Origin of the sequence: Pseudomonas proteolytica, from assembly GCF_007858275.1 — a bacterium.
Taxonomy (GTDB): Bacteria; Pseudomonadota; Gammaproteobacteria; order Pseudomonadales; family Pseudomonadaceae; genus Aquipseudomonas; species Aquipseudomonas proteolytica.
Genome location: NZ_VFEV01000032.1, coordinates 20,974 through 46,837 on the forward strand (window position 1 = coordinate 20,974; position 25,864 = coordinate 46,837).

Genomic DNA, 25,864 nt, shown 5'->3' on the forward strand with positions numbered 1-25,864 from the left:
CCCAACGGAGGACCAGCCCCCTTGCCACGGACAGCGCCCCTCGCCCTGGAGTGGATTATTTTTGGGCGGTCTTGTTATCCCAGCTTGGGATCTTGAACACCCAGAACGATCCGCCTTGCGCCACCGGCTTGGTCAGCTCGGCCATGTCGCCGCCCCACAACGGCACCGCGCCGCCGTAGCCTACGGTCACGCCGATGTACTGCTCGCCATCCTGTTCCCAGGTGATCGGCGGGGAGACGATGCCGCTGCCGGTCTGGAACTTCCACAGCTCCTTGCCGGTTTTCGCGTCGAAGGCCTTGAAGAACCCGTCACCCGTGCCGGTGAACACCAGGTTGCCCTTGGTCGCCAGTACGCCAGCCCACAGCGGCAGGGCTTCCTTGTGCTCCCACACCACCTTGCCGGTTGTGGGGTTCATCGCCCGCAGGGTGCCGACGTGGTCGTCATACATGCGCTTGATACGGAAGCCCATGCCCAGGTACGCCGAGCCTTTTTTGTAGTTGACCTCCTCGGTCCAGTATTCCTCTTTCCACTGGTTGCCCGGTATGTAGAACAGGCCTGTGTCCTGGCTGTAGGCCATGGGGTTCCAGTTCTTGCCACCGAGGAACGGCGGCGAGACTTCCACCGACTTGCCCTTGGTTTCACCCGGCAATGGCTTGGCCGGACGCTGGCCTTCGTTTTCTACCGGGCGCCCGGTCTTCAGGTCGATATGGCTGGCCCAGGTGATGTTGTCGACAAACGGGAAGGCGTTCTGCAGCTTGCCGTTGTTGCGGTCCACCACGTAGAAGAACCCGTTGCGGTCGGCGTGGCCGGTGGCCTTGACCACTTTGCCGTCCTTGTCCTTGTAGTCGAACAGCACCAGCTCGTTGTTGCCGGAGAAGTCCCAGGCATCGTTTGGCGTGTGCTGGTAGAACCATTTCACTTCGCCGGTGCTTGGGTCGACGCCGACCTGGCCTGAGGTGTAGAGGCTATCGAAGTCGTGGGGATTGCCGTCCTTGGAGGTCCGCGCCCAGGTGTTCCACGGGCCGGGGTTGCCGGCGCCGACGATGATGGTGTTGGTCTCGGCATCGAAACTGGCGCTCTGCCAAGGGGCACCACCACCGTGGCTCCAGGCCTCGACCTTGCCGGTTTCGGTGGTCGGATCATCCGGCCACGAAGGCGCTTTCACGTCGCCGGTGGTGGTGCTGTCCTTGCCATTGAGACGGCCCATGTGACCCTCGACAAACGGACGCATCCACACCTCTTCGCCGGTGTCCGGGTCGCGGGCAAACAGTTGGCCGACCACGCCGAATTCATCACCGGAGCTGCCGTGGATCAGCAGGACCTTGCCGGTGACCTTGTCTTTGATCAGCACCGGGGCGCCGGTCATGGTGTAGCCGGCGGCGTGGTCACCGAATTTTTTGTTCCACACCACTTTGCCGGTGTTTTTGTCGAGGGCGATCAGGCGCGCATCGAGGGTGCCGAAGTAGATCTTGTCGCCGAAGATCGCCGCACCACGGTTAACCACGTCACAGCACGGGCGAATGTTGTCGGGCAGGCGGTGGTTGTAGGTCCACAGGCGCTTGCCGGTCTTGGCGTCGAGGGCGAAGACCCGGGAGTAGGAACCGGTGACGTAGACCACACCGTCGCTGACGATAGCCTGGGATTCCTGGCCGCGCTGCTTCTCATCGCCGAACGAGTAGGACCAGGCCGGCGTCAGCTTGAATACGTTTTTGTCGTTGACCTGGGCCAGCGGGCTCCAGCGCTGGGCATTGGTGCCCATGCCGTATTGCAGCACGTCCTTGGTGGTCAGGTGGTCGTTGGCAATGTCTTCCCAGGTGATGTTGCGAGTCTGCTTCGAAGGTTCGGTCGCAGCGAAGCTCGCCGCACTCAAGGACAGGCTGCCGACCAGCAGGAAAGCCTGCACGGCAAGGCTCAGCGGCGAGAGGGCGGGTAGCGATCTTATTGTCATGGTTGCAGTTCCCAGTGGAGGTTTTGGCCTGCACAGGTTGCTGCGTGGACGGGGCGCCCGGATACGGAAAATGTCCCGGTGTGGCCGGGACAATTTCCCGAACCGCATCTGATTTAGCAGTGCCTCGCAAGCCTTACTACCAAGGGAGTAGACCCCGGCCACCAAAGCAGCATACGGCCCTTGGCGAGGCGTTCCTAAGATGGTTGCCATAGCCTCTGCAAAGGGGTTTTGCGTGCAATCCTGAGGGAAAAACAATGACAACAAAACGCAACGCCTTGCTGCTGGCTGGCCTCTTGGCCGGCGTGATCGGTACAGGCTCCGTCTGGGCCCATGGCAACGTGACACCCACGGCCGTGGAAACCAAGGGACTGACGCCGGTCAAGGATGCCGGCGTGACACTGGATGCCGATGGTTGGGCGGCGGTGAACCCGTATCGCCAGTCGCCGCAACGCGACAAGGCCGTGGAAGTCGGCGCTTCGGCCTATAACCAGAACTGCGCCGCGTGCCACGGCCTGGAAGCCAAGTCCGGTGGGATCGCGCCTGACCTGCGCATGCTTGATGAGGGCGATGCCGGGGACGAATGGTTTGTGGAGCGGGTGCGCCATGGCGCAGTGCGCGATGGCCGGGTGTATATGCCGAAGATGGCCGACTACCTGAGCCAGGAAGCCTTGTGGGCGGTGCGCACTTATCTTGATAGCGTGCACGTCGAGGAGTAAGCCATGGGCTGGCGCGCACATTGGCTGTTGGCCTGCTGGTTGCCACTGGCCGCCTACGGGATGGACCCCGGCAAAGACCCGGTGCCGTCGGTGATGTGGAGCTACTACCACAAGCAGTATCTGGACAATGCCCCGTTCGTCTTTGATGAGCGGGTCAAGTTGCTGGCGCCGCCATTTGCCGAGGACGCACGCCAGGTACCGCTGGAAATCGACGCCCGCGCCTTCAAGGACGAGGTGGTGAAAATCATCGCCTGGGCCGAACTCAATCCATTGCCGAAAATCGTCGATTTCCAGCCGGGCGAGGGTGTGTTGCCGTGGCTGGCGATCCGCATTCGCATCGAACAGGCCACGCCGTTGCGCGCCGCCGTATTGACCAAGGATGGCCTGTGGCACGTCGGTTCGACCCTGATCGACGCCGCCGGCGGTGGCTGCACGGCACCCAGCGTGGTGCGCAGCCAGCCGGGTTGGGAAGAGCATTTGGGCGAAGTGTTGGGCGGTCGTTACCCACGCAGCGATTTCAGCCGGTTGCGCCTGCAAGTGGCGCACCCGATGGACAATGGCATGGTCAGCGGCATCCCTGAGTTCTATATCAACCATGCCGAATTGCGCGACGCCCAGGACCGGGTGCTGGCACGTCTGGAGTTGTTTGCGGCGGTCAGCGAGAACCCCGACCTGGCGTTTGACCTGCAAAGCCCAGGGCCAGTGCGCCTGGTTCTGCGCGACACCAGCGGCAGCCAATTCGAAGGGGCGCTCCCATGAAACTGCTGCTGTGGTTATTGCTCGGCCTGAGCCTGCCGGCGCTGGCTGATCTGGACTACGCCCTCAAGCCCCGGCAGATCGCCGCCGACACCTGGCTGCTGGAAGGCAGTACCGATAATTTCGCCAGGGACAACGGCGGCAATATCGTCAATGCCGGGTTTATCGTCACCCAGGCCGGGGTAGTGGTGATCGACACCGGCCCGTCCCGGCGCTACGGCGAGGCATTGCGCCAGGCGATTGCCACGGTCACTGACAAACCGGTGGTCCAGGTCCTGTTGACCCATCACCATCCCGACCATGTGTTGGGCAATCAGGCATTCAAAGACGTGCCCATCGGCGCCCTGCAAGGCACTACCACGCTGCTGCGCGAGCAGGGTGACGCCATGGCGCAAAACATGTACCGCATGGTTGGCGACTGGATGCGTGGCACCGAAGTGCTGCTGCCGAGCCAAACCGTCACGCCGGGCGTGCAGACCTTTGGCAATCATCGTTTGCGCCTGTTGGCCTTGAGTGGCCACACGGGTGCCGATCTGGCGATTCTCGATGAAACAACCGGCGTGCTGTTTGCCGGCGACCTGGTGTTTTACCAGCGCGCCCTGACCACCCCCAATACCCCGGGCCTGTCGGTATGGCTGGCGGATATCGCCACCCTGCAAGGCCTGCCCTGGAAGGTGATCGTGCCCGGTCATGGCCCAGTGGCAACCGACACCCAACCCTTCGCGCAAATGCGTGAATACCTGGGCTGGCTCGACCAGCTCATGGCCACCGGTGCCGCCAACGGCAGCGCCATGGGCGAGATGATCCGCAGCCCCATCCCCGAACGTTTTGCGGCCATCAGCTTGAGCCGCTACGAACTGATCCGCAGTGTCAGCCACCTGTATCCCCGCTACGAACGCGGGCAGATGCAACGGATAGATCAATAACAACATCCCCCCCGAAAGAGGCCTCATCATGATCTACGCACAACCTGGCACCCCCGGCGCCATCGTCACCTTCAAACCGCGCTACGGTAACTTTATCGGTGGCGAGTTTGTGGCCCCGGTCAACGGTGAGTACTTCACCAACACCTCGCCCGTCACTGGGGAAGTGATCGCTGAATTCCCGCGCTCCAGCGCCGCCGATATCGACAAAGCCCTGGACGCTGCACATGCCGCTGCCGACGCCTGGGGCAAGACCTCGCCCCAGGATCGCTCCCTGGTGCTGTTGAAAATTGCCGACCGCATCGAGCAGCACCTGGAAGTGCTGGCCGTGACCGAGACCTGGGACAACGGCAAGGCCGTACGCGAGACCTTGAATGCCGACGTACCCTTGGCCGCCGACCACTTCCGCTACTTCGCCGGCTGCATCCGCGCCCAGGAAGGCGGCGCCGCCGAGATCAACGAACTGACCACCGCCTATCACTTCCACGAGCCCCTGGGTGTGGTCGGGCAGATCATCCCGTGGAACTTCCCGCTGCTGATGGCCGCCTGGAAACTCGCCCCGGCCCTGGCCGCCGGCAACTGCATCGTGCTCAAGCCAGCCGAGCAGACGCCGCTGTCGATCATGGTGTTTGCCGAGCTGATCGCCGACCTGTTGCCAGCGGGCGTGCTGAACATCGTCCAGGGCTTTGGCCGTGAAGCTGGTGAGGCCCTGGCTACCAGCAAGCGCATCGCCAAGATCGCCTTTACCGGCTCCACCCCGGTGGGCGCGCACATCATGCACGCGGCGGCCGAGAACATTATTCCGTCCACCGTCGAACTGGGCGGCAAGTCACCGAATATCTTCTTTGAAGACATCATGCAGGCGGAACCAGCCTTTATCGAGAAAGCCGCCGAGGGCCTGGTATTGGCGTTCTTCAACCAGGGTGAAGTGTGCACCTGCCCATCGCGGGCGCTGGTGCAAGAGTCGATCTACGAGCCGTTCATGGCCGAAGTGATGAAGAAGATCGTCAAGATCAAGCGTGGCAACCCGCTGGACACCGAGACCATGGTCGGCGCCCAGGCGTCCGAGCAGCAGTACGACAAGATCCTCTCGTACCTGACCATCGCCCAGGAGGAGGGCGCCGAACTGCTGGCCGGCGGTGCCGCCGAACATCTGGAGGGCGACCTGTCCAGCGGCTATTACATCCAGCCGACCCTGCTCAAGGGCCACAACAAAATGCGCGTGTTCCAGGAAGAAATCTTCGGCCCGGTGGTGGGCGTGACCACCTTCAAGGACGAAGCCGAAGCCCTGGCGATTGCCAACGACAGCGAGTTCGGCCTGGGTGCTGGCCTGTGGACTCGCGATATCAACCGTGCCTACCGTATGGGCCGGGCGATCAAGGCCGGGCGTGTGTGGACCAACTGTTATCACCTGTATCCGGCGCATGCCGCGTTTGGCGGTTACAAAAAGTCCGGCGTGGGGCGTGAGAACCACAAGATGATGCTTGACCATTACCAGCAGACCAAGAACCTGCTGGTGAGCTACGACATTAATCCTTTGGGCTTCTTCTGATCTTCTGATCTTCTGATTGAAATGCCAGCTTCCACCGTTTGATGGGTAGACAGCCTGACTGGTTGAAATGCAGTCAGGTGTGGGAGCTGGCTTGCCTGCGATGGTTCTTGGGGTTGGGTACATATCCGTTGCTTTGGTCATGGCGGCTTAGGGTTCCGCCCTTACGGCCAGCGTGTTTTAACGGGGCGCCTAAGATCAAAATCACAAGCAGAGCGAGGCGGCCTGACAGCCGGCCTGATCGTCGATTCGTGCGCGTCCCCCTTGTGGGAGCGGGCTTGCTCGCGAATGCGGTGTATCAGTCAATATATCCATCACTGACCCACCGCATTCGCGAGCAAGTCGAATCGTCGCACCGCCGCTCCCACAGGGGAATGCAGCTTCGCGCTCTTCGAAAGTGACCCGCCGTCAGGGCGGAACCATTAGCCGCCGTGACCGCAGCAACGGATATGTACACACCCAAAAGCGCGAGTTGCCTAAAGACTCCTGCCCATCGCAAGCAAGCCCCACCGTTTGCTCCACATACATCCAAGACTAACGTCTGCCGCCGAGTCGTTCGAAAGTAGCATTCGCCCGCCAGCCCCCCCCATGCATTAATGAACCCACCGGACTCTCCCGGCATAACAAGAGGATCGCCCCCATGTGGACCAAACCCGCCTACACCGACCTGCGTATCGGCTTTGAAGTGACCATGTATTTCGCCAACCGCTGAAAGCGTTGCAGGAGCCGGCTTGCCGGCGATGGCGGCCGGATTGGCTCGGCGCTATCGCCGGCAAACCAGCGCCCACAAGGGATAAGGGTTAGCCCATTGGTCTGATTGCATTCGCCAGCGGATGCGTTAGTGTGGCCCGTATCTTCCAAAAACAATAAAAACAGGCTTACCAATGAGCCAGAGTCTCAGCCAACTGCGTAAATTCGTTTCCCCAGAAATCATCTTCGGCGCCGGCTCTCGGCACAATGTCGGCAATTACGCCAAGACCTTTGGTGCGCGCAAGGTGCTGGTGGTCAGCGACCCTGGCGTGGTCGCCGCCGGTTGGGTCGCGGATGTCGAGGCCAGCCTGCAGGCCCTGGGTATCGAGTACTGCCTGTACACCGCCGTCTCACCCAACCCGCGTGTCGAAGAAGTGATGCAGGGCGCCGAGGTGTACCGCGAGAACCATTGCGATGTGATCGTCGCCGTCGGCGGCGGTAGCCCCATGGACTGCGGCAAGGCCATCGGTATTGTGGTTGCCCATGGCCGCAGCATCCTCGAATTCGAAGGGGTGGACACCATACGTGTGCCCAGCCCGCCGTTGATCCTGATCCCGACCACCGCCGGCACCTCGGCCGATGTGTCGCAGTTCGTGATCATTTCCAATCAGCAGGAGCGCATGAAGTTTTCCATCGTCAGCAAGGCGGTGGTGCCGGATGTGTCGTTGATCGACCCGGAAACCACCGCCAGCATGGACCCGTTCCTCTCGGCCTGTACCGGTATCGACGCGCTGGTGCATGCCATCGAGGCCTTTGTGTCCACCGGGCATGGCCCGCTGACCGACCCCCATGCGCTGGAGGCCATGCGCCTGATCAATGGCAACCTGGTGCAGATGATCGCTAACCCGAGCGATATCGCCCTGCGCGAGAAAATCATGCTGGGCAGCATGCAGGCCGGCCTGGCGTTCTCCAATGCGATCCTCGGTGCGGTGCATGCCATGTCCCATAGCCTGGGTGGCTTTCTCGACCTGCCCCATGGCCTGTGCAACGCGGTGCTGGTGGAGCATGTGGTGGCGTTCAACTACAACTCGGCGCCGGAGCGCTTCAAGGTGATTGCCGAGACCTTCGGCATCGACTGCCGGGGCCTCAATCACCGGCAGATCTGCGGGCGGCTGGTGGAACACCTGATTGCGCTCAAGCATGCCATTGGCTTCCATGAAACCCTCGGCCTGCACGGGGTGCGCGTGGCGGATATTCCGTTCCTGTCGCAACACGCCATGCATGACCCGTGCATCCTGACCAACCCCCGGGAGTCGAGCCAGCGTGACGTCGAGGTCGTCTATGGCGAAGCTCTCTGACGATCAACAACGGGCCCTGGCCGGGCTGCTGGGATTGGGCGATCACTCGGCGCGCAAGAGTCACTACCCCGAGCTGACGGCGCGGCTGGATGAGTTGGAGGCCGAGCGCAAGCGCTACATCCGCCTCAACGACGAACTGGAGCAAAGGGTCGCCGCGCGCACCGATGAACTGCTTGAAGCCAACCACAACCTGCAACAGCAGATCGCCCGGCGCGAGCGTATCGAACAGGACCTGCGCGACGCCCGCGACGCGGCCCAGGCCGCCAACCGCAGCAAGGATAAATACCTCGCCGCCGCCAGCCACGACCTGCTGCAACCGCTGAACGCCGCACGCCTGCTGATCTCTACCCTGCGCGAGCGGGAGCTGCCCAGTGTGGAGAAGGTTCTGGTGGAGCGCACCCACCAGGCCCTGGAAGGGGCAGAAGATCTGCTGGCGGACTTGCTGGATATTTCCCGGCTCGACCAGGCGGCGGTCAAGCCCGATATTGCCCTGTATCGCCTCGATGAATTGCTGGCGCCGCTGGTCTCGGAGTTCCAGTCGGTGGCGGCGGCGGCCGGGTTGAACCTGCGGGTGCATATGGGCCGCTATGCGCTGCGCACCGACCTGCGCCTGCTGACGCGTATTCTGCGTAACTTCCTCAGCAATGCCTGCCGCTACACCGACCAGGGTTGCATCCTCCTGGGCGCGCGGCGTCGCGGGGATCGCTTGCGCCTGGAGGTCTGGGACACCGGGCGGGGGATTGCCGCCGACAGCCTGCAATCGATCTTTCTGGAGTTCAACCAACTGGACGTCGGCCGTGCGGCAGACCGCAAGGGCGTGGGGCTGGGGCTGGCGATTGTCGAACGTATCGCGAAGATTCTCGGCTGCCAGGTAGTCGTGCGCTCGTGGCCGGGGCGCGGCTCGATGTTCAGCATCGAGGTGCCGCTGTCGGAGGAAGTTCCGCTGCCCATCAGCCTCGCACCCCCCCAGGCCGGGGCCGGCAACCCTTTGCCGGGGCGGCGCCTGTTGGTGCTGGATAACGAAACCAGCATCCTGGAGAGCATGCGCGCCCTGCTCGGGCAATGGGGCTGCGAAGTGGTCACCGCCACCGATCAGGCCGCTGCATTGGTGGCGCTGCAGGGCAGGGCGCCGGAGCTGATCCTGGCGGATTACCACCTTGATCATGGCGTGGTCGGCTGCGAGGTGGTCAGGCAATTGCGCGAGCATTTCGGCAGGAAAATCCCTGCAGTGATCATCACGGCCGACCGCACCGACCAGTGCCGACGCTCGTTGCAGCGCCTGGAAGCGCCGTTGCTCAACAAACCGGTCAAGCCGGGCAAGCTGCGGGCGGTGTTGAGCCAACTACTAGGCGCCGCGCCCGACACGACAGCCTAAATCTGGGAGCTGGCTTGCCTGCGATGAGCATAGGTATCTACACGAACTTCCCTGTGGCGAGCGGGCTTGCCCCGCGCTGGGCTGCGAAGCAGCCCTAAAACCAGCCGCTACGGAGTATCTGATACACCGCATACGGCTTACTGGGGCTGCTTCGCAGCCCAGCGCGGGCGATGCGGCGTTCCGACAAGCCCGCTCGCCACAACTGCGCTATCTGCCTGGATTTATGCGATGCAGCAAAGTTGTGTAGATACCGATGTTGCGATGAGGGTGGCTCAAAACTGCCCGTGCCTTGATACCTGTCAAGACCCGCCGCGACGCTTTGCCTCATGCTGCAGGCCTTGATTGTCATGGTCGACGGAGATTTCCATGAGTGCCCCCGCAACACCTGCTGTTTCTTTCAAGCTGCCCATGGGCCTGGTGATCGCCGTGCTGGTGATGATCGGCGTGCTGCTCTTGCCGCTGCCCGCCGACTTGCCGGTTGCCGGGCATCGGATGCTGGCGATCCTGGCCTTTGCCGTGGTGGTGTGGATTACCGAAGCGGTGTCCTACGAAGCCAGTGCGATCATGATTACTTCGTTGATGGCGTTCCTGCTGGGCACCGCGCCGTCCTTGCAGGACCCTACGCACCTGATCGGTTCCAGCCCGGCGATCAGCATGGCGCTCACCGGGTTTGCCAACCCGGCCCTGGCCCTGGTGGCCGGTGCGTTGTTTATTGCTGCGGCCATGACCCACACCGGCCTGGACCGGCGTATCGCCCTGGTCACCCTGACCCGGGTCGGCACCAGCACCCGCGGGATCCTGGTGGGCGCGATTGCCGTGACCATCCTGCTCAGCCTGGTGGTGCCCAGCGCCACGGCCCGCAGCGCTTGCGTGGTGCCGATCATGATGGGGGTGATTGCCGCGTTCGGCGTGGACAAACGCTCGAACATCGCCGCCGGGATCATGATTGTCGTGGCCCAGGGCACCAGTATCTGGAACGTCGGCATCCAGACCGCCGCGGCGCAGAACCTGTTGACCGTGGGCTTTATGGACAAGATGCTCGGCCAGCGCGTGTCGTGGATCGACTGGCTGATCGCCGGGGCGCCGTGGGCGCTGATCATGTCGGCAGTGCTGCTGTTCCTGGTGCTCAAATTGCTGCCACCGGAAAGCAACAGCATTCCTGGCGGCAAAGAGGCCGTGGCGCAGTCCCTTGTGGATATCGGCCCCATGACCGGGCCGCAGAAGCGCTTGCTGACGGTCTCGGTCCTGCTGCTGCTGGCTTGGGCCACCGAAGGGCGCCTACACAGCTTCGATACCACCTCCACTACCTACGCTGGCCTGGTGTTCCTGCTGCTGCCGGGCATCGGCGTGATGACCTGGAAGGACGTGCAATCGCGTATCCCCTGGGGCACGGTGATTGTATTCGGCGTAGGTATCAGCCTCGGCACGGCACTGCTGACCACCCAGGCCGGGCAGTGGCTGGGCGCGCAGGTGGTGGGGCACACCGGCCTGGATCAACTGGGGCCGCTGGGGGTGTTTGCAATCCTCGGCGCGTTCCTGATTGTGATCCATCTGGGCTTTGCCAGCGCCACCGCGCTGACCTCGGCGTTGCTGCCGATCCTGATTGCCGTGCTGCAAACCTTGCCGGGAGATTTCAGCCGGTTGGGCATGACCATGTTGCTGGGGTTTGTGGTCAGTTATGGCTTTATCCTGCCGATCAACGCCCCGCAGAACATGGTGTGCCTGGGCACCGGCACCTTCACCGCGCGGCAGTTTGCCAAGGTGGGCTTGCTGGTGACCTTGATTGGCTACCTGTTGATGCTGGTTTTCGCCGCGACCTACTGGAGCTGGCTGGGCTGGATCTGAAAATCTGAATCCGACTCGCTGTGGGAGATGGCTTGTTGGATCGCTGCACCGCCGCGATAGCGGTGTGTCAGTCGATAAATTTATTGGCTGACCTGCCGCCATCGCAGGCAAGCCAGCTCCCACAGGGGAATGCAGCTGCGCGCTCTGGCGATGCTGTTGCTGTTGCTGTTGCTCTGTTTTTGATCTGGCTTTTGATCTTAGGCGCCCCGTTAAACCACGATGGCCGCAGGCAGGTATTGCGCAGTGGGCACCCCGGCAGGATGCCGGGGTAGCCGCGACACGGCCATGGATGGCCGATCGCGGCGGGCCCACGGAGCAATGCCTGACTGCGGGCATGCCGAGCCTAGGCGAGGCACCGAGTGGTGGGGCAAGAGCCCTTTTGGTTACTTTTGGGGCTCTTTTCCAAAAGTGACCCGCCGTCAGGGCGGAACCCTAAGTGGCCGTGACCGCAGCAACGGATATGTACACCTCCCCCCAATCCGCGGCGCCTGCATCGCAGGCAAGCCAGCTCCCACAGAAGCCAACTCCCACAAAAGCCAACTCCCACAAAAGCCAACTCCCACAAAAGCCAACTCCCACAGAAGCCAGCCCCTACAAAGATGACAAGATCAACCCCGCTCAGGTCTACTACGCTCTGAGTCAGGGTTTTACCGGCCTCGTGCGTCGGTCATCAAGGTCACGAATGGATAAATACACCCCTCACACCTGGCAACCCCACGAGCGTCCAAGCTTGCCGGGGTCGCCATCGACGCCCCATCACCCCACGCTCAAGCGCTGGGCCTTTGCCCTGGTTGGCGTGCTGGTAGCAATCACCGGCGGCCTCGGCAACGCCCTGGTGATCGCCAACCTGCCGTACCTGCAAGGCGCATTGGGCGCGACCACCGCCGAAATGGCCTGGTTGCCTGCGGCCTATGTCATGACCAACGTGTCGATGAACCTGCTGCTGGTGAAATTTCGCCAGCAGTTCGGCCTGCGGGCGTTTACCGAAGTGTTCCTGGTGCTGTACGCGCTGGTGACCTTCGGTCACTTGTTCGTCAACGACCTCAGTTCGGCGATTGCCGTGCGTGCGGCCCACGGCATGGTTGGCGCGGCCCTCAGTTCCCTGGGCCTGTATTACATGGTGCAGGCGTTCCCCGCAAAGTGGCGGCTCAAGGCCCTGGTGCTGGGCCTGGGTACCGCACAACTGGCCCTGCCGATGGCGCGGCTGTTTTCCGAAGACTTGCTGCAGATTGCCGAGTGGCGCGGCCTGTACCTGTTTGAGCTGGGCATGGCGCTGACGTGCCTGGGCTGTGTGTTCCTGCTCAAGCTGCCGCCGGGTGATCGCTTCAAGACCTTTGAAAAACTCGACTTCCTGACCTTCGCCTTGCTCGCCTCGGGCGTGGCATTGCTGTGTGCGGTGCTGTCCCTGGGGCGCATCGACTGGTGGCTGGAAGCACCGTGGATCGGCGTCGCCTCCGCCTGTTCGCTGGTGCTGATCATGGCCGGATTGGCCATCGAGCATAACCGCGCCAACCCGCTGCTGATGACCCGTTGGCTGGGCGGTGGGGTGATGATTCGCTTGGCCCTGGCAGTGATCCTGATCCGCATGGTGCTGTCCGAGCAGTCCACCGGCGCCGTGGGCTTTTTGCAGGCGCTGAATATGAGCAGCGAGCAGATGCGCACCTTGTATCTGGTGATGCTGCTGGGAGCGATCAGTGGCCTGGTGATCAGCGCATTGACCATCAACCCGGCGCACTTGCTGATGCCCTTGGTGATTTCCCTGGCCCTGATGGCCACAGGCTCGGTGATGGACAGTTTCTCCAGCAACCTGACCCGGCCACAGAACATGTACGTTAGCCAGTTTCTGCTGGGGTTTGGCGGTACGTTCTTTCTCGGCCCGACCATGGTGCTGGGCATGCGCAATGTGCTGAGCAACCCGCGCAACCTGGTGAGTTTTTCGGTGCTGTTTGGTATCTGCCAGAACCTTGGCGGGCTGCTGGGCGCGGCGTTGCTTGGCACGTTCCAGATCGTGCGCGAGAAGTTTCACTCCAGCATGATTGTCGAACACCTGACGTTGCTGGACCCGCGCGTGGCCGCCCGCGTGCAGAGCGGCGGCTCGGCTTATGGCTCGGTGATCGCCGACCCGGAGCTGCGCAACCTGCTGGGTATCCGCAGCCTGGCCACGGCGGCGACCCGCGAAGCCAATGTGATGGCCTATAACGACGTGTTCATGCTGATCGCGATCATCGCGATACTGACCATGTTGTGGATCTTTACCCGCAGCCTGTGGCTGATGAGCACCACCAAAAAAGCTGCCGCCAGTGCAGCGCCTTCCGTTCAACCTAGCGGCGCACTTTCTTCATGAGCGAACCTACGGCTACCACCACGACCACCAATGCCATTGCTTCCACCCCGGAGGGCACCACGCCGCCCGGAGCCACGGTCACCGAACAGCGCTCGCTGCGCGTGCGCATCATCTCGTCTTTGGGCTTTGCCGCGATTGCTATCGTCGGCGTATTGATTGTGTTGTACGCCTGGCAATTGCCGCCCTTCAGCAGCGCCGTGGAGACCACCGAAAACGCCCTGGTGCGCGGCCAGGTGACGATCATCGGCCCGCAACTGAGCGGTTATGTGTTCGAGGTGCCTGTGCAGGACTTCCAGCACGTCAAGGCCGGGGATCTGTTGGTGCGGCTCGACGACCGCATCTACAAGCAGCGCCTGGACCAGGCCCAAGCGCAATTGGCGGTGCAGCAGGCGTCCCTGGCCAATGTGGTGCAACAGCGCAACAGCGCCGAGGCGACCATCAAGCTGCGCCAGGCCGCCCTGGCCGACAGCCAGGCCCAGGCCCGCAAAAGCACGGCCGACCTGCGGCGCAACGAAGAACTGATCAGCGATGGCTCGGTGTCGCGTCGTGAACTGGACGTGACCCGCGCGGCCAACGCGCAGACCATCGCCGCCGTGGCCCAGGCCCAGGCCAGCCTGGAAATCGCCCGCCAGGACTTGCAGACGGTGATCGTCAATCGCGGTTCACTGGAAGCCGCCGTCGCCAGCGCCGAGGCCGCGGTGGAGCTGGCGCGCATCGACCTGTCCAACACCCGCGTGCTGGCGCCCCGGGACGGCCAGTTGGGGCAGATCGGCGTGCGTTTGGGGGCCTACGTCAACTCCGGCGCGCAGTTGATGGCGCTGGTGCCGAACCAGCTGTGGGTGATCGCCAATATGAAAGAAACCCAGATGGACCACGTGCAGGTGGGCCAGCCGGTGACGTTCACCGTCGATGCCCTGAACCACCGTAGATTCCATGGCACGGTACAGCGTATCTCGCCGGCCACGGGCGCCGAGTTCAGCCTGTTGCAGGCCGATAACGCCACCGGCAACTTCGTCAAAATCGCCCAGCGGGTGCCGGTGCGGATTACCGTGGACCCGGATCAGGAGCAGAGCGAACGCCTGCGACCGGGGTTGTCGGTGGTGGTCAGCATCGACACGGCAGGCCGCCTGAAAAACAGCCCGCCCTGACATTCCACACACCCCGTGTAGGCGCGAGCTTGCTCGCGAAAGTCGTCAACGATAACGCGGGTTGCCTGGGTAAACGCGTTGTCGGTAAGTTTTTCGCGAGCACGCTCGCTCCTACAGCATCGGTGGCAGGGTGCCCAGCAGGGACACCGCCGCCACAGCGGCCACGCCTAACAACCATTCGAGCTTCACACTGGCTTGCAGTTGCCCCACGCGCTGCTGGCAATTGTTGATCCGCAGCCGATTGAGCAATGCCAGGCCCAGCATGCCCGCCACCAGCAGCACCTTGATCAACAGGATCAAGGCAAACCCGCTGAACAGTGGAGTCGGCCAGAACTGCCCAGTGAGCACACGGATATTGATCAGCCCGGTGACCAGCAAACCGGCTACCAACAGATAACCGACACCGCTGAAGCGCTGCAGGATTTTCTCCAGCGGGTACAGGGCCGCTTGACGCAGGATCAACACCAGCAGCAGCAACCCGCCAAGCCAGGCACCGACGCACAGCAGGTGCACCATCTGGTTGAGAATCAGCAATTGCCCGCTGAGGCCACTGAGCATCGCGCCGTGCCCCACGGGGGCCAGGGTAGCCAGCAGCAGCGCACTGAGGAGCAGACGCACGTGCTGCCAGGGTGTCAGCAGGCTCAGCACCAGCAAGCCACTGAGCAACAGATGCAGGCTCCAGACCTTGCCGAAGAACGTCTTGCCCAGCACCAACTGCACCGTCGCCAGATCCAGCGCCGCCAGTTCACTGCCGGCCATGCTGGCACTGATCAACAGCAACCAGCTCACACCCGACCCCAGGGCCAGCCAGGCCAGCAGCGTGGTGATGCGTGACAACTGCCGATCCAGGGCCGGCCGCGGGCTTGTGCCTAATAACCAGGGCCTGAATACACAGGCCCCGAACATCAGCAAAACCACCATGAAGTGCAGGAAACGGCACAGCACCAGCAGGGTTGCCATGGGTTATTGGCCGACCTTGAAGCTGTAATTGCCTGCGCTTTTGTGGGTGTCGACCGAGACGGCTTGCCACTCGACCTTATAGGTGCCAGCGGCCAACGGTGCGGCAGGGGTCACAACCAGGGTTTTCTTGTCGGCGTCTGGAGTTTCCAGGCCCTTGATCGCCACTTCGGTGCCGTCCTTGCTCAGGGAGACCTTGGTGAACGTGGCCTCGACACCTTCGGAGAACACCAGGCGCAGGTCGGCGGGCGCGGCGACGGTGCTGTCGGCGGCCGGCGCAGTGCTTTTCAGGTGGGCATGGGCAAAGGCGGCCGAAGCCCCCAGCAGCGAGGCCAGCAAGGTCACCGTAGTCAGGGTTTTCTTGATCAACATCGTGCACTACCTATCAATGGGAGAGGGGGGCAGTGTACGAAGTTTCCACTCAGGCTGTCGCCCCGATCTAGAGCGGATGGTAGTCTTCCAGGCATGTCGTTGTCAGGGAGCCCCTATGGGCAATCACAAGATCGGTATCCGTCGGGTCAACGTCGAAAAGATTCTGCTGGCGGCTGAAAAGGTCTTCGCCGAGAAGGGCTATGGCAGCACCGCCATGGCCGACATTGCCGAACAGGCGCAACTGCCGCGCTCCAACCTGCATTACTACTTCAGCACCAAAAGCGAGTTGTACAGCGCGGTGTTGTTCGACCTGCTGGAGGTGTGGAAGCAGGACGCCCTGTGCTTCGAGATGTTCGATGACCCGCGCGTGGTCCTCAGCAGCTACATCCGGGCGAAGATGCAGCATTCGCGCAGCCGCCCGTATGGCTCGAAAGTCTGGGCCAACGAAATCATCCACGGCGCGCCGACCCTCGGCGAAGCGCTGGATGCGAGCCTGTACGACTGGGCCAAAATGAAGGAAGCGAAAATCCGCCAGTGGGTGGAAGACAAACGCATCCTCGCGGTGGAACCGTCGAGCCTGCTGTATATGATCTGGGCCTCGACCCAGCACTATGCCGACTTTGATCACCAGGTGATGATCCTCAACGATCATCAGGCGTTGTCGGACATGCAGTTCGAACGGGCGGTGCAGACGGTGACCAGTGTGATTTTGCGGGGGATTGGGTTGGAGCCATGAGTTTGGGGTGTGGTTGAGGGCCTCATCGCGATTTAAAAGGCTAAACCGGTTGCGTGGGCTGTGGCCGTGAAAGGGCTCGCTGTGGTCAGGGGCTTGTTGTGGCGAGGGGGCTTGTTGTGGCGAGGGGGCTTGTCCCCCGTTGGGCTGCGCAGCAGCCCCAGTCAGTCTCACCTCGGCCTTTCAGACACACCGAGGTGACCGGTTTTGGGGCTGCTGCGCAGCCCAACGGGGGACAAGCCCCCTCGCCACAACGAGCCCCCTGGCAACAGATGGTTTACACCGCCTCTCGGTAGGGGTTGCGTGGATCCTGCGTCCAATTCAAGAACGGTTTGCCCGTGTCCATCGGCACCATCTCGATGCAGTCCGCCACCGGGCAGGTGATCTGGCACAGGTTGCAGCCCACGCATTCGTCGTCGATCACTTGGTACACATGGGTACCGTCCGCCTGCTTGAGGCTGGCAATCGCCTGGTGCGACGTGTCCTCGCAGGCAATATGGCAGCGTCCGCAGCCAATGCAGGCGGCCTGGTCGATCTTGGCGATCACTTGGTAGTTGATGTCCAGGTATTTCCAGTCCGTGGTATTGCCCACGGCGCGCCCGGAGAACTCCTGCAAGCTGCTGTAGCCCTGGCTGTCCATCCATCGCGACAGGCCATCCTTCATCTCGTCGACAATCCGAAAACCATGCAGCATCGCCGCCGTGCACACCTGCACCGCGCCACAGCCCAGGGCCACGAATTCTGCGGCATCGCGCCAGTTGCCGATGCCGCCAATCCCGCAGATCGGCAGGCCCTGGGTCTGGGGATCGCGGGCGATCTCAGCGACCATGTTCAACGCAATCGGCTTGACCGCCGAACCGCAGTAGCCGCCGTGGGTGCTTTGGGTGCCGACGATCGGCAGGGCGACCATGCGCTCCAGGTCCACGCTGGTGATGGAGTTGATGGTGTTGATCAGTGATACCGCATCGGCGCCGCCGCGATAGGCGGCCCGGGCCGCCACGCGGATATCGGTGATATTGGGCGTGAGCTTGACGATCACCGGCAGCGAACAATAGGTCTTGCACCAGCGCGTGACCTGTTCCACATATTCCGGTACCTGGCCCACTGCTGCGCCCATGCCGCGTTCGGGCATGCCGTGGGGGCAGCCGAAGTTCAGCTCGATGCCGTCGCAACCGGTGGCTTCGACTAACGGCAGGATGTTTTTCCAGGATTCTTCGACGCACGGCACCATCAACGACACGATCAGGGCGCGGTCCGGCCAGTCCTTCTTCACCTGGGTGATTTCCCGCAGGTTGATCTCCAGGGAACGGTCGGTGATCAGCTCGATATTGTTGATACCCAAGACTTCACGGTTGGCGCCAAAGTGTGCCGAATAACGGGACGAGACGTTGACGGCTGCCGGGTCCTCGCCAAGGGTTTTCCAGACCACGCCACCCCAGCCGGCCTCGAAGGCGCGCACCACGTTGTAGGCCTTGTCGGTGGGGGGCGCGGAGGCCAGCCAGAACGGGTTGGGGGCTTTGATGCCGGCGAACACAATCGATAGATCGGCCATTTACGCAGCCTCCACATTGAGCATGAGTTGAGCGTGCATGGCCTCGGCGGCCAGCTTGCCGTGTTGCACGGCCTGGACGGTGAGGTCCTGCCCGAGGCTGACGCAGTCGCCACCGGCATACACCCCGGGGACACTGGTTTGCAGCTGCGCATCGACAAAGATCCGCTCGCCCTGGCGTTGCAGTTGCTGGGCCAGTGGGTCATGCAAGGCCTGCTCGTCGAAGCCTTGGCCGATGGCCTTGAAGATGGCATCTGCCGCCAGCTCGAAGGTGTCGCCGGTGATGTGCAGGCGGCCGTTTTCCAGGCGCGTGCGGGCAAAGCGCATACCGCGCACCTGGCCTTGGTCGTCCAACAGCACGGTTTCGGGTTGGGCCCAGGTCAGCAGGCGTACCTGGTTGGCCTTGGCGATATCCTGCTCGTGATCGGTGGCGCCCATATCGGCGAGGCCACGGCGGTAGACCAGGTTGACGTCGCGCGCGCCCAGGCGGGCCATTTGCACGGCCATGTCGATGGCGGTGTTGCCGGCACCCAGCACGATGCAGCGGTCGGCCAGGGGCAGTTGGCTGAGGTCATCGGCCTGGCGCAGTTCGCGGATGTAGTCAGTGGCAGCGAGCAGGCCGGGGGCATCCTCGTGGGGCAGGCCCAGGTGTTTGCTGGCGGCCAGGCCCAGGCCGAGGAATACCGCATCAAATTGCTGGTGCAGGTCGCTCAGGCTCAGGTTGTCGCCCAGGCGTTGGCCGTGGCGGATTTCGATGCCGCCGATCTGCAGGAGGAAATCCAGCTCCTTCTGGGCGAAGTCGTCCACCAGTTTGTATTTGGCGATCCCGTATTCATTGAGGCCACCGGCCTTGTCCCGGGCCTCGAAAATCACCACGTCATGCCCGTGCAAGGCACTGCGATGGGCACAGGACAAACCCGCTGGCCCGGCGCCCACCACCGCGATGCGTTTGCCAGTAGGGGCGGCGCGCTGGAAGGGGTGTTGGTCAAAGTGCGCGTTGTCTACGGCGTAGCGCTGCAGTAGGCCGATCAGTACCGGCGCGCATTCTTCGCTGTTGTTGCGCACACAGGCTTGCTGGCAGAGGATTTCGGTCGGGCAGACCCGGGCACAACTGCCGCCCAGGATGTTGGCCGAGAGAATCTTCTGCGCCGCGCCCTGCACGTTGTCGGTGTGGATATTGCGGATGAACGATGGGATATCGATCTCGCTGGGGCATGCATTGACGCAGGGTGCGTCGTAGCAATACAGGCAGCGCGAGGCTTCAAGGTGCGCCTGGCGGGCGTTGAGCGGCGGTGCCAGGTCGGTGAAATGGCGGGCGAGGGTTGCGCCGTCTTCATGGGGGTGGGGAAGGTGGGTCAGGGTCTGGATCACGGTAGTGGCCTCACGGTTTTTTTTTTGCCTCTGGCGGGCATTGGTTTTTTTGTGGTTTGCACTGGCCTCATCGCGGGCAAGCCCGCTCCCACATTTGACTGTGTGAACCCGATCAAGGGTGGGAGCTGGCTTGCCTGCGATCGGCGATGTCAGCGTTTCACCGCGGCTGGCTTGGAATGCTCCGCACGCTTGCGCAACTGCTCGAACACCGCCGGATACGCAGGCCGCTCGACATAGCGCCCGGCACCACGCTCGGCGCGCAGATCGCCGTCGACCCACACCAGCTTGCCCTGGCTGATGGTGTGGCTGGGTACGCCACGTACGGTCTTGCCTTCGAAGATGTTGAAGTCCACCTGCTGATGGTGGGTCTTGGCCGAGATGGTCCGCGTGCCCTGGGGATCCCACAGCACCAGGTCGGCATCGGCACCGACACGGATCGCGCCCTTGCGCGGGTAGAGGTTGAAGATCTTTGCGGTGTTGGTGGAGGTCAGCGCGACAAACTCCTGCATCGACAGGCGCCCGGTGTTGACCCCTTCGTCCCACAGCAGCGCCATGCGGTCTTCGATGCCGGCGGTGCCATTGGGGATCTTGCTGAAGTCGTCACGCCCGGCGGCCTTTTGTTCGGCGCAGAAGCAGCAGTGATCGGTGGCGGTGGTGTGCAGGTTGCCTGATTGCAGGCCACGCCACAGAGCCTCTTGATGCCCGCGCGGGCGGAAGGGCGGGCTCATCACGTAGCCTGCGGCGGTTTGCCAGTCGGGGTGCTGGTACACGCTGTCGTCCAGCAGCAGGTGCCCGGCCAGGACTTCGCCATAGACCGCCTGGCCCTTGGCGCGGGCGTAGGTGATTTCGTCGAGGGCTTCCTGGGTGGACACGTGCACCAGGTACAGCGGCGTGCCGATGGTTTCGGCAATGCGGATCGCGCGGCTGGCGGCTTCGCCTTCCACTTGCGAAGGGCGCGACAGTGGGTGGGCCTCGGGGCCGGTGATGCCCTGGGCCAGCAGCTTGCGTTGCAGGTGATAGACCAGTTCGCCGTTCTCTGCGTGCACGGTGGGCACCGCGCCCAGTTCCAGACAGCGCTCGAAGCTGGCGACCAGGGTGTCGTCGGCGGCCATGATCGCGTTCTTGTAGGCCATGAAGTGCTTGAAGCTGTTGATGCCGTGATGGGTCACCAACTCGGCCATTTCCTCGCGGACCTGTTCGCTCCACCAGGTAATCGCCACATGAAACCCGTAGTCGGCCGCCGACTTCTCGGCCCAGCCGCGCCACTGGTGAAAGGCCTCCATCAACGACTGCTGCGGGTTGGGAATCACGAAGTCGATGATCGATGTGGTCCCGCCCGCCAGGCCCGCTGCCGTGCCGCTGAAGAAGTCCTCGCTGGCCACCGTACCCATGAAGGGCAATTGCATGTGGGTATGGGGATCGATCCCGCCGGGCATCAAGTATTGGCCGCTGCCATCAAGTATCTCGGTGCCGGCGGGAACATCCAGGTTAGTGCCAATGGCGCGGATTAGAGCGTCTGCGCACAAGACATCGGCTTTATAACTTTCGTCATGGGTAACAACGGTAGCGCCACGGATCAACAGAGACATGCCGAGTTCCTCAGAGGCTTGACCGGCTTATGCCAGTTCTAAGTGTTGTAGTGCAGCTCACGGTGCAAGATCTATTCTTGTCACGGGTGACAGGAATAGAAACTAGCCCGAGTTTTTGGATTGATCAAGATTATTTTTTATAAGCTTATATATTTTATATCTTGTTGATTTATAACGATAAAAAATGGAAATCACCAAAATGTAGCACCCTCTCACCGTTTTGACGCACTTGACAGGTTCCCAATATGAGCAACATTTCCTATTGCAAATCAGACGCTTGAGAGTTGCCTCTTGACGGCGGGCAGTAATAAAAATAATTGTGTTGCACCAGATTGAGTCCTGATTGTTCGGGCAACTTCTGCGTTATTTGGCCTGAGTAGCGTTGAAAGTACCGTGGGACTTTTCGGTAGAAAAAATAAAGCTGATAAACATCAGCTAGTTATATAAGCGGTACGGACGGGGTGACGGCGTGCGGCACGGTAATTGAGTGCGCTGCCGGTTGGCCGGGTCCGTGATGTCATGTTCATGCGGGACTACGGCCATCCAGCGTCAAGCGCTGGATGAGCAACAATAATTTTAAAAAAAACCGTGGAGCGGCCATGCAACAGAACAGATCGCAAGTCATAGAGCGCGACGGCCTGTATGAACTCGACGCCGGCAGCGACGTCCTCGACAGCCCCCGTTACAACCACGATATGGCACCGACCAAGGTGCACGAGCGAACCTGGAACAAGTGGCACATCACCGCGCTGTGGGTCGGCATGTCGATCTGCGTGCCGACCTACACCCTGGGCGGGGTGCTCACCGCGTACTTCGGGTTGTCGGTGGGCGAGGCGCTGATGGCGATCCTGCTGGCCAATATCGTGGTGCTCATCCCCCTGACGCTTAACGCCTTTCCCGGCACCAAGTACGGCATTCCGTTCCCGGTGCTGTTGCGCTCGTCCTTCGGCATTCTGGGCTCCAATGTGCCGTGCCTGATCCGCGCCCTGGTGGCCTGCGGCTGGTTCGGTATCCAGACCATGTTCGGCGGGCTGGCGATCCATTTGTTCCTCGGCTCGATTTTCGAGGGCTGGAAGAGCCTGGGCGGCACCGGTGAGGTGATCGGCTTCATGATCTTCTGGGTGCTGAACCTCTGGGTGGTGCTGCGTGGTGCCGAGTCGATCAAATGGCTGGAAACCCTGTCGGCGCCGCTGCTGGTGGCCGTGGGCATCGGCTTGCTGGTGTGGGCGTTGCCCAATGTGTCGCTCAGCGAATTGATGGCGATCCCGCCCAAGCGTCCCGAAGGCGCGAACCTGACGGGTTACTTTATGGCCGGGCTGACGGCGATGGTCGGTTTCTGGGCCACCTTGTCGTTGAATATTCCCGACTTCAGCCGCTATGCCAAAAGCCAGAAGGACCAGATCCTGGGGCAGATTTTCGGCCTGCCGCTGACCATGTTCCTGTTCGCAGCCCTGGGCGTGATCATGACCGCCGCGTCGGTGAAACTGGTAGGCGTCAGCGTCTCCGACCCGGTGACCCTGATCGGGCATATCCAGAGCCCGGTGTGGGTGGCGGTGGCGATGGCGCTGATCATCATTGCCACGCTGTCGACCAACACCGCGGCGAATATTGTCTCGCCCACCAACGACTTCCAGAACATCGCGCCCAAGCTGATCAACCGCACCACGGCGGTGATTCTGACTGGCTTGGTGGGGCTGGCGCTGATGGCCCATGAACTGCTGAAAAAGCTTGGCTTGATTGTTTCCGATGTCAGCCTGGAAACGGTCTATTCCAACTGGTTGCTCGGCTATTCGAGCCTGTTGGGGCCGATTGCCGGGATCATGGTGGTGGATTATTTCCTGATCCGCCGCCAGCAACTGAACCTGGCGGGGTTGTACCGCGATGACGTGTATCCGGCGTGGAATGTGGCGGGATTTATCGCGTTTGGCGTGCCGGTGGTGCTGACCCTGTTGTCGCTGGGTAGCGATGCGTTCAGTTGGTTCTACAGCTATGGCTGGTTCACCGGATCGGCGCTGGGCGGGGTGTTGTATTACGGCCTGTGCAGCAAGCGCAAAACCAGCCCGGTCGCTGCCAAGACATCCCTGTAAGCGATGTGGAATGCAATCAACTGTGGGAGCGGGCTTGCTCGCGAAGGCGGTGGGTCAGTGATGGATATATTGACTGATACACCGCCTTCGCGAGCAAGCCCGCTCCCACAGTTGGACCGCGTCAATCATAAGAAATATTGCCTGAGGAGATCACCATGAACGCTGCCCTGGACGTTCTGCAATCCACCCATCAGCACATCAACCGCGACCGCCTGTGGCAGTCGTTGATGGACCTCGCAAAGCTTGGCGCCACGCCCAAGGGCGGTGTGTGTCGCCTGGCCCTGACCGACCTCGACCGCCAGGCTCGCGATCTGTTTGTGCAGTGGTGCGAGGCGGCGGGTTGCACCGTGACGGTGGATGGGGTGGGCAATATCTTTGCCCGTCGCCCGGGGCGCAATCCGGCATTGCCGCCGGTGATGACGGGCAGCCATATCGACACCCAGCCGACGGGTGGCAAGTTCGATGGCTGCTTCGGCGTATTGGCGGGCGTCGAGGTGTTGCGCACACTCAACGACCTCAAGATCGAAACCGAGGCGCCGCTGGAGGTGGTGGTGTGGACCAACGAAGAAGGCTCGCGCTTCCCGCCATGCATGATGGGCTCCGGGGTGTTTGCCGAGAAATTCAGCCTGGCAGATACCCTGGCCAAGACCGACGCCGAGGGCGTCAGCGTGGGCGAGGCGTTAAATGCGATTGGCTATGCGGGCACTCGGCCGGTCAGCGGGCATAAGGTGGGGGCTTACTTCGAAGCCCATATCGAACAAGGCCCGATCCTTGAAGACGAACGCAAGACCATCGGCGTGGTGCTGGGGGCCCTCGGCCAGAAATGGTTCGACCTGACCCTGCGCGGCGTCGAGGCCCATGCCGGGCCGACACCGATGCACCTGCGCAAGGACGCCTTGGTCGGTGCCTCGGCGGTGGTTGCCGCAGTCAACGCTGCCGCCCTCGGCCATCAGCCCCATGCCTGTGGCACGGTGGGTTGCCTGCAGGCCTACCCTGGCTCGCGCAATGTGATCCCTGGCGAAGTGCGCATGACCCTGGACTTCCGGCATCTGGAACCGGCGCGCCTGGACTCGATGATTGCCCAGGTGCGCAAGGTGATTGACGACACCTGCGCCAAGCACGGCCTGACCTTCGAGATGGTGCCTACTGCAGACTTTCCGCCGCTGTATTTCGACAAGGGCTGTGTCGATGCCGTGCGTGAGGCGGCCACGGGTCTGGGCCTGTCGAATATGGATATCGTCAGCGGCGCCGGGCACGACGCAATCTTCGTCGCTGAGTTGGGGCCGGCGGGGATGATATTCGTGCCGTGTGAGGGCGGGATCAGCCATAACGAAATCGAAAATGCGGCACCCGATGACCTGGCGGCAGGATGCGCGGTGTTGCTGCGGGCGATGCTGGCGGGCTCGGCTGCGGTGGCCCGCAAGCAGGTGGCGTAAAACGGTGGGAGCCGGTTAGCCGGCTCCTGCATGTGCTCAGGCGTGATGCGCGACAGGCTTGTGGGCTTTGGCCCGTGTAGCAGTCTTTGGCTGCGGGTGATGATGCCGGCGCGTCACGCGCAACACCCCCCACAACATGGCGCCGGCTACGGCCAGCCAGCCAAGTACCAGCAGGAAAATCGTCGTTGTCAGGCTCATGAGTGCCTCCTTTTGCCCTGTGCAGGGCACACACTGTCTTTGCAATGGACAGTCTAGCTGCCTCCCGGTTGCGTGCTATTGACCAATGGTCGTGTGCGTCCAACTTGTTTGCTCTATCCCGGGCTTTTTACTGCTGTCCAAGGCTATACCGGCGTCCAAGAGCACCCTATGATCAACGCCCCAGCCCGCAGATGATCAAGAGAGTGAAGAAGTTGCGTTTACGGTCGAATCTCAAAAAAACCTTGCTGCTGGCTGCCTGCGTCCTCGGGATGGCCGCCTGTGCGGGGCAACCCACGCCCTCGAAAATCCAGGGCCTGCCCGAGCGTGTAGAGCTCAACGGTGTGCCGGCGTTTCGTGGTGACACCTACCAGGGTGGCCCGGCGGCCTTGGCCAGCATGCTGTCGCAACAAGGCATTGTGATTACACCGGGCTTGCTGGATAAACCCTTGCACCTGCCGGGTGGGGAAGCTGACCTTGAGCGCAACATGCAAGTCCTGGCGCGTGAGTACGGGATGCTGGTGTACCCGCTGGATGCCAAGCTGACGGCGCTGTTGGCGCAGGTGGCGGCGGGGTACCCGGTGATGGTGCGGATTACCGAGGGCTCGACGCTATGGGCCGAGCCGCGTTATGCGGTGCTGGTGGGCTTTAACCAGCAGAACAGTACGGTGTTGCTGCGAGTCGCAAGGGACCGGCGACGCCCAGTGGCGTTCAGCGACTTCGAGTCCGCCTGGAAAAGCGCCGGGCAGTGGGCCGTGTTGGTCCAGCGCCCGAGCCAGTTGCCGGCCAATCTGGATGCGGCGCGCTGGCAGCAGGCCGCCAACGCAACCGCCCAGGCCGGCCAGGAGCAGGCGGCAGCCCAGGCCCTGAAGGTCATGGCCCAAAGGCAGAAGCAGCCATAAAGCAAACGGCGCCCGAGGGCG

The 25,864-nt window shown here is 62.3% G+C and carries 21 protein-coding genes; 14 read left to right on the top strand and 7 right to left on the bottom strand.

The window, feature by feature from the left end; translation table 11 throughout:
* Nucleotides 1-55: 55 nt before the first annotated feature.
* Nucleotides 56-1,948, bottom strand: coding sequence for a quinoprotein ethanol dehydrogenase (exaA, locus tag FIV38_RS21065; RefSeq protein WP_029298465.1), 1,893 nt, complete (start codon nt 1,946-1,948; stop codon nt 56-58).
* A 254-nt stretch (nt 1,949-2,202) separates the two neighbouring features.
* Here exaA and pedF point away from each other — a divergent pair, with 254 nt between their 5' ends.
* The 10 genes from pedF (at nt 2,203) to FIV38_RS21125 (ending at nt 14,652) form a co-directional block, all read left to right on the top strand.
* Nucleotides 2,203-2,664, top strand: a complete 462-nt coding sequence (gene pedF / locus FIV38_RS21070; protein WP_029298463.1) for a cytochrome c-550 PedF — start codon at nt 2,203-2,205, stop codon at nt 2,662-2,664.
* Between the two features lie 3 nt (nt 2,665-2,667).
* Entirely contained in the window at nt 2,668-3,423 is a 756-nt protein-coding gene (locus FIV38_RS21075; protein ID WP_029298461.1) for a quinoprotein dehydrogenase-associated SoxYZ-like carrier, read from the top strand.
* On the top strand, nt 3,420-4,346 hold the full coding sequence (locus tag FIV38_RS21080; RefSeq protein WP_092238997.1) for a quinoprotein relay system zinc metallohydrolase 1: 927 nt from the start codon (nt 3,420-3,422) through the stop codon (nt 4,344-4,346). Before FIV38_RS21075 ends, FIV38_RS21080 begins: the two co-directional genes overlap by 4 nt.
* Nucleotides 4,347-4,374: 28 nt before the next feature.
* Nucleotides 4,375-5,895 (top strand): acetaldehyde dehydrogenase ExaC, encoded by a 1,521-nt coding sequence (exaC, locus tag FIV38_RS21085; RefSeq protein WP_092238999.1) that lies wholly within the window; start codon nt 4,375-4,377, stop codon nt 5,893-5,895.
* Nucleotides 5,896-6,532: 637 nt separating this feature from the next.
* Complete coding sequence (gene pqqA / locus FIV38_RS21095) at nt 6,533-6,604, top strand: pyrroloquinoline quinone precursor peptide PqqA (RefSeq protein WP_003243383.1); 72 nt, start codon at nt 6,533-6,535, stop codon at nt 6,602-6,604.
* A 172-nt stretch (nt 6,605-6,776) separates the two neighbouring features.
* Nucleotides 6,777-7,940, top strand: a complete 1,164-nt coding sequence (gene ercA / locus FIV38_RS21100; RefSeq protein WP_029298454.1) for an alcohol dehydrogenase-like regulatory protein ErcA — start codon at nt 6,777-6,779, stop codon at nt 7,938-7,940.
* Nucleotides 7,924-9,315, top strand: coding sequence for an ATP-binding response regulator (locus FIV38_RS21105; RefSeq protein WP_070996384.1), 1,392 nt, complete (start codon nt 7,924-7,926; stop codon nt 9,313-9,315). Before ercA ends, FIV38_RS21105 begins: the two co-directional genes overlap by 17 nt.
* Nucleotides 9,316-9,681: 366 nt before the next feature.
* A complete protein-coding gene (locus FIV38_RS21110; RefSeq protein WP_092239001.1) occupies nt 9,682-11,160 on the top strand; it encodes a DASS family sodium-coupled anion symporter in 1,479 nt (492 codons plus the stop codon).
* A gap of 682 nt (nt 11,161-11,842) precedes the next feature.
* A complete protein-coding gene (locus tag FIV38_RS21120; protein ID WP_092239002.1) occupies nt 11,843-13,504 on the top strand; it encodes an MFS transporter in 1,662 nt (553 codons plus the stop codon).
* A complete protein-coding gene (locus FIV38_RS21125) occupies nt 13,501-14,652 on the top strand; it encodes an HlyD family secretion protein (RefSeq protein ID WP_029298446.1) in 1,152 nt (383 codons plus the stop codon). The genes FIV38_RS21120 and FIV38_RS21125 overlap by 4 nt, the downstream gene beginning before the upstream one ends.
* 111 nt (nt 14,653-14,763) lie before the next feature.
* Here FIV38_RS21125 and copD read toward each other — a convergent pair whose 3' ends face one another.
* Together copD and copC are read right to left on the bottom strand one after the other, a co-directional pair.
* The gene (gene copD, locus FIV38_RS21130; protein ID WP_092239004.1) at nt 14,764-15,612 is read right to left on the bottom strand and encodes a copper homeostasis membrane protein CopD; all 849 of its coding nucleotides are present in this window, start codon (nt 15,610-15,612) and stop codon (nt 14,764-14,766) included.
* A 3-nt stretch (nt 15,613-15,615) separates the two neighbouring features.
* Nucleotides 15,616-15,981, bottom strand: a complete 366-nt coding sequence (gene copC / locus FIV38_RS21135) for a copper homeostasis periplasmic binding protein CopC (protein ID WP_092239006.1) — start codon at nt 15,979-15,981, stop codon at nt 15,616-15,618.
* A 115-nt stretch (nt 15,982-16,096) separates the two neighbouring features.
* Between copC and FIV38_RS21140 the strand changes: the two genes are divergently transcribed.
* Nucleotides 16,097-16,717, top strand: coding sequence for a TetR/AcrR family transcriptional regulator (locus tag FIV38_RS21140; protein WP_029298440.1), 621 nt, complete (start codon nt 16,097-16,099; stop codon nt 16,715-16,717).
* Nucleotides 16,718-16,991: 274 nt separating this feature from the next.
* Here the strand turns inward: FIV38_RS21140 and preA are convergent, their stop codons facing one another.
* From preA to hydA, 3 genes are all read right to left on the bottom strand, one after another.
* A complete protein-coding gene (gene preA / locus FIV38_RS21145) occupies nt 16,992-18,266 on the bottom strand; it encodes an NAD-dependent dihydropyrimidine dehydrogenase subunit PreA (protein WP_029298438.1) in 1,275 nt (424 codons plus the stop codon).
* The gene (locus FIV38_RS21150; protein WP_092239008.1) at nt 18,267-19,634 is read right to left on the bottom strand and encodes an NAD(P)-dependent oxidoreductase; all 1,368 of its coding nucleotides are present in this window, start codon (nt 19,632-19,634) and stop codon (nt 18,267-18,269) included.
* A gap of 149 nt (nt 19,635-19,783) precedes the next feature.
* Complete coding sequence (hydA, locus tag FIV38_RS21155) at nt 19,784-21,223, bottom strand: dihydropyrimidinase (protein ID WP_029298434.1); 1,440 nt, start codon at nt 21,221-21,223, stop codon at nt 19,784-19,786.
* A 599-nt stretch (nt 21,224-21,822) separates the two neighbouring features.
* On the opposite strand from hydA, the gene FIV38_RS21160 reads away from it, so the two are divergent.
* On the top strand, nt 21,823-23,310 hold the full coding sequence (locus FIV38_RS21160; RefSeq protein ID WP_092239010.1) for an NCS1 family nucleobase:cation symporter-1: 1,488 nt from the start codon (nt 21,823-21,825) through the stop codon (nt 23,308-23,310).
* Between the two features lie 155 nt (nt 23,311-23,465).
* Entirely contained in the window at nt 23,466-24,746 is a 1,281-nt protein-coding gene (locus FIV38_RS21170) for a Zn-dependent hydrolase (RefSeq protein WP_092239012.1), read from the top strand.
* Nucleotides 24,747-24,782: 36 nt separating this feature from the next.
* Here the strand turns inward: FIV38_RS21170 and FIV38_RS30010 are convergent, their stop codons facing one another.
* Nucleotides 24,783-24,944 carry a hypothetical protein gene (locus FIV38_RS30010; RefSeq protein ID WP_166647870.1) on the bottom strand — a complete coding sequence of 54 codons (162 nt, stop codon included), beginning with the start codon at nt 24,942-24,944 and terminating at the stop codon, nt 24,783-24,785.
* 212 nt (nt 24,945-25,156) lie between these two features.
* On the opposite strand from FIV38_RS30010, the gene FIV38_RS21175 reads away from it, so the two are divergent.
* Complete coding sequence (locus FIV38_RS21175) at nt 25,157-25,843, top strand: peptidase C39 family protein (RefSeq protein ID WP_092239391.1); 687 nt, start codon at nt 25,157-25,159, stop codon at nt 25,841-25,843.
* Nucleotides 25,844-25,864: the final 21 nt, after the last annotated feature.

What these genes read in the sequence shown, in the direction of transcription:
- exaA (WP_029298465.1), bottom strand. Translation starts at nt 1,948, where the DNA reads ATGACAATAAGATCGCTACCCGCCCTCTCGCCGCTGAGCCTTGCCGTG.
- pedF (WP_029298463.1), top strand. Translation starts at nt 2,203, where the DNA reads ATGACAACAAAACGCAACGCCTTGCTGCTGGCTGGCCTCTTGGCCGGC.
- FIV38_RS21075 (WP_029298461.1), top strand. Translation starts at nt 2,668, where the DNA reads ATGGGCTGGCGCGCACATTGGCTGTTGGCCTGCTGGTTGCCACTGGCC.
- FIV38_RS21080 (WP_092238997.1), top strand. Translation starts at nt 3,420, where the DNA reads ATGAAACTGCTGCTGTGGTTATTGCTCGGCCTGAGCCTGCCGGCGCTG.
- exaC (WP_092238999.1), top strand. Translation starts at nt 4,375, where the DNA reads ATGATCTACGCACAACCTGGCACCCCCGGCGCCATCGTCACCTTCAAA.
- ercA (WP_029298454.1), top strand. Translation starts at nt 6,777, where the DNA reads ATGAGCCAGAGTCTCAGCCAACTGCGTAAATTCGTTTCCCCAGAAATC.
- FIV38_RS21105 (WP_070996384.1), top strand. Translation starts at nt 7,924, where the DNA reads ATGGCGAAGCTCTCTGACGATCAACAACGGGCCCTGGCCGGGCTGCTG.
- FIV38_RS21110 (WP_092239001.1), top strand. Translation starts at nt 9,682, where the DNA reads ATGAGTGCCCCCGCAACACCTGCTGTTTCTTTCAAGCTGCCCATGGGC.
- FIV38_RS21120 (WP_092239002.1), top strand. Translation starts at nt 11,843, where the DNA reads ATGGATAAATACACCCCTCACACCTGGCAACCCCACGAGCGTCCAAGC.
- FIV38_RS21125 (WP_029298446.1), top strand. Translation starts at nt 13,501, where the DNA reads ATGAGCGAACCTACGGCTACCACCACGACCACCAATGCCATTGCTTCC.
- copD (WP_092239004.1), bottom strand. Translation starts at nt 15,612, where the DNA reads ATGGCAACCCTGCTGGTGCTGTGCCGTTTCCTGCACTTCATGGTGGTT.
- copC (WP_092239006.1), bottom strand. Translation starts at nt 15,981, where the DNA reads ATGTTGATCAAGAAAACCCTGACTACGGTGACCTTGCTGGCCTCGCTG.
- FIV38_RS21140 (WP_029298440.1), top strand. Translation starts at nt 16,097, where the DNA reads ATGGGCAATCACAAGATCGGTATCCGTCGGGTCAACGTCGAAAAGATT.
- preA (WP_029298438.1), bottom strand. Translation starts at nt 18,266, where the DNA reads ATGGCCGATCTATCGATTGTGTTCGCCGGCATCAAAGCCCCCAACCCG.
- hydA (WP_029298434.1), bottom strand. Translation starts at nt 21,223, where the DNA reads ATGTCTCTGTTGATCCGTGGCGCTACCGTTGTTACCCATGACGAAAGT.
- FIV38_RS21160 (WP_092239010.1), top strand. Translation starts at nt 21,823, where the DNA reads ATGCAACAGAACAGATCGCAAGTCATAGAGCGCGACGGCCTGTATGAA.
- FIV38_RS21170 (WP_092239012.1), top strand. Translation starts at nt 23,466, where the DNA reads ATGAACGCTGCCCTGGACGTTCTGCAATCCACCCATCAGCACATCAAC.
- FIV38_RS30010 (WP_166647870.1), bottom strand. Translation starts at nt 24,944, where the DNA reads ATGAGCCTGACAACGACGATTTTCCTGCTGGTACTTGGCTGGCTGGCC.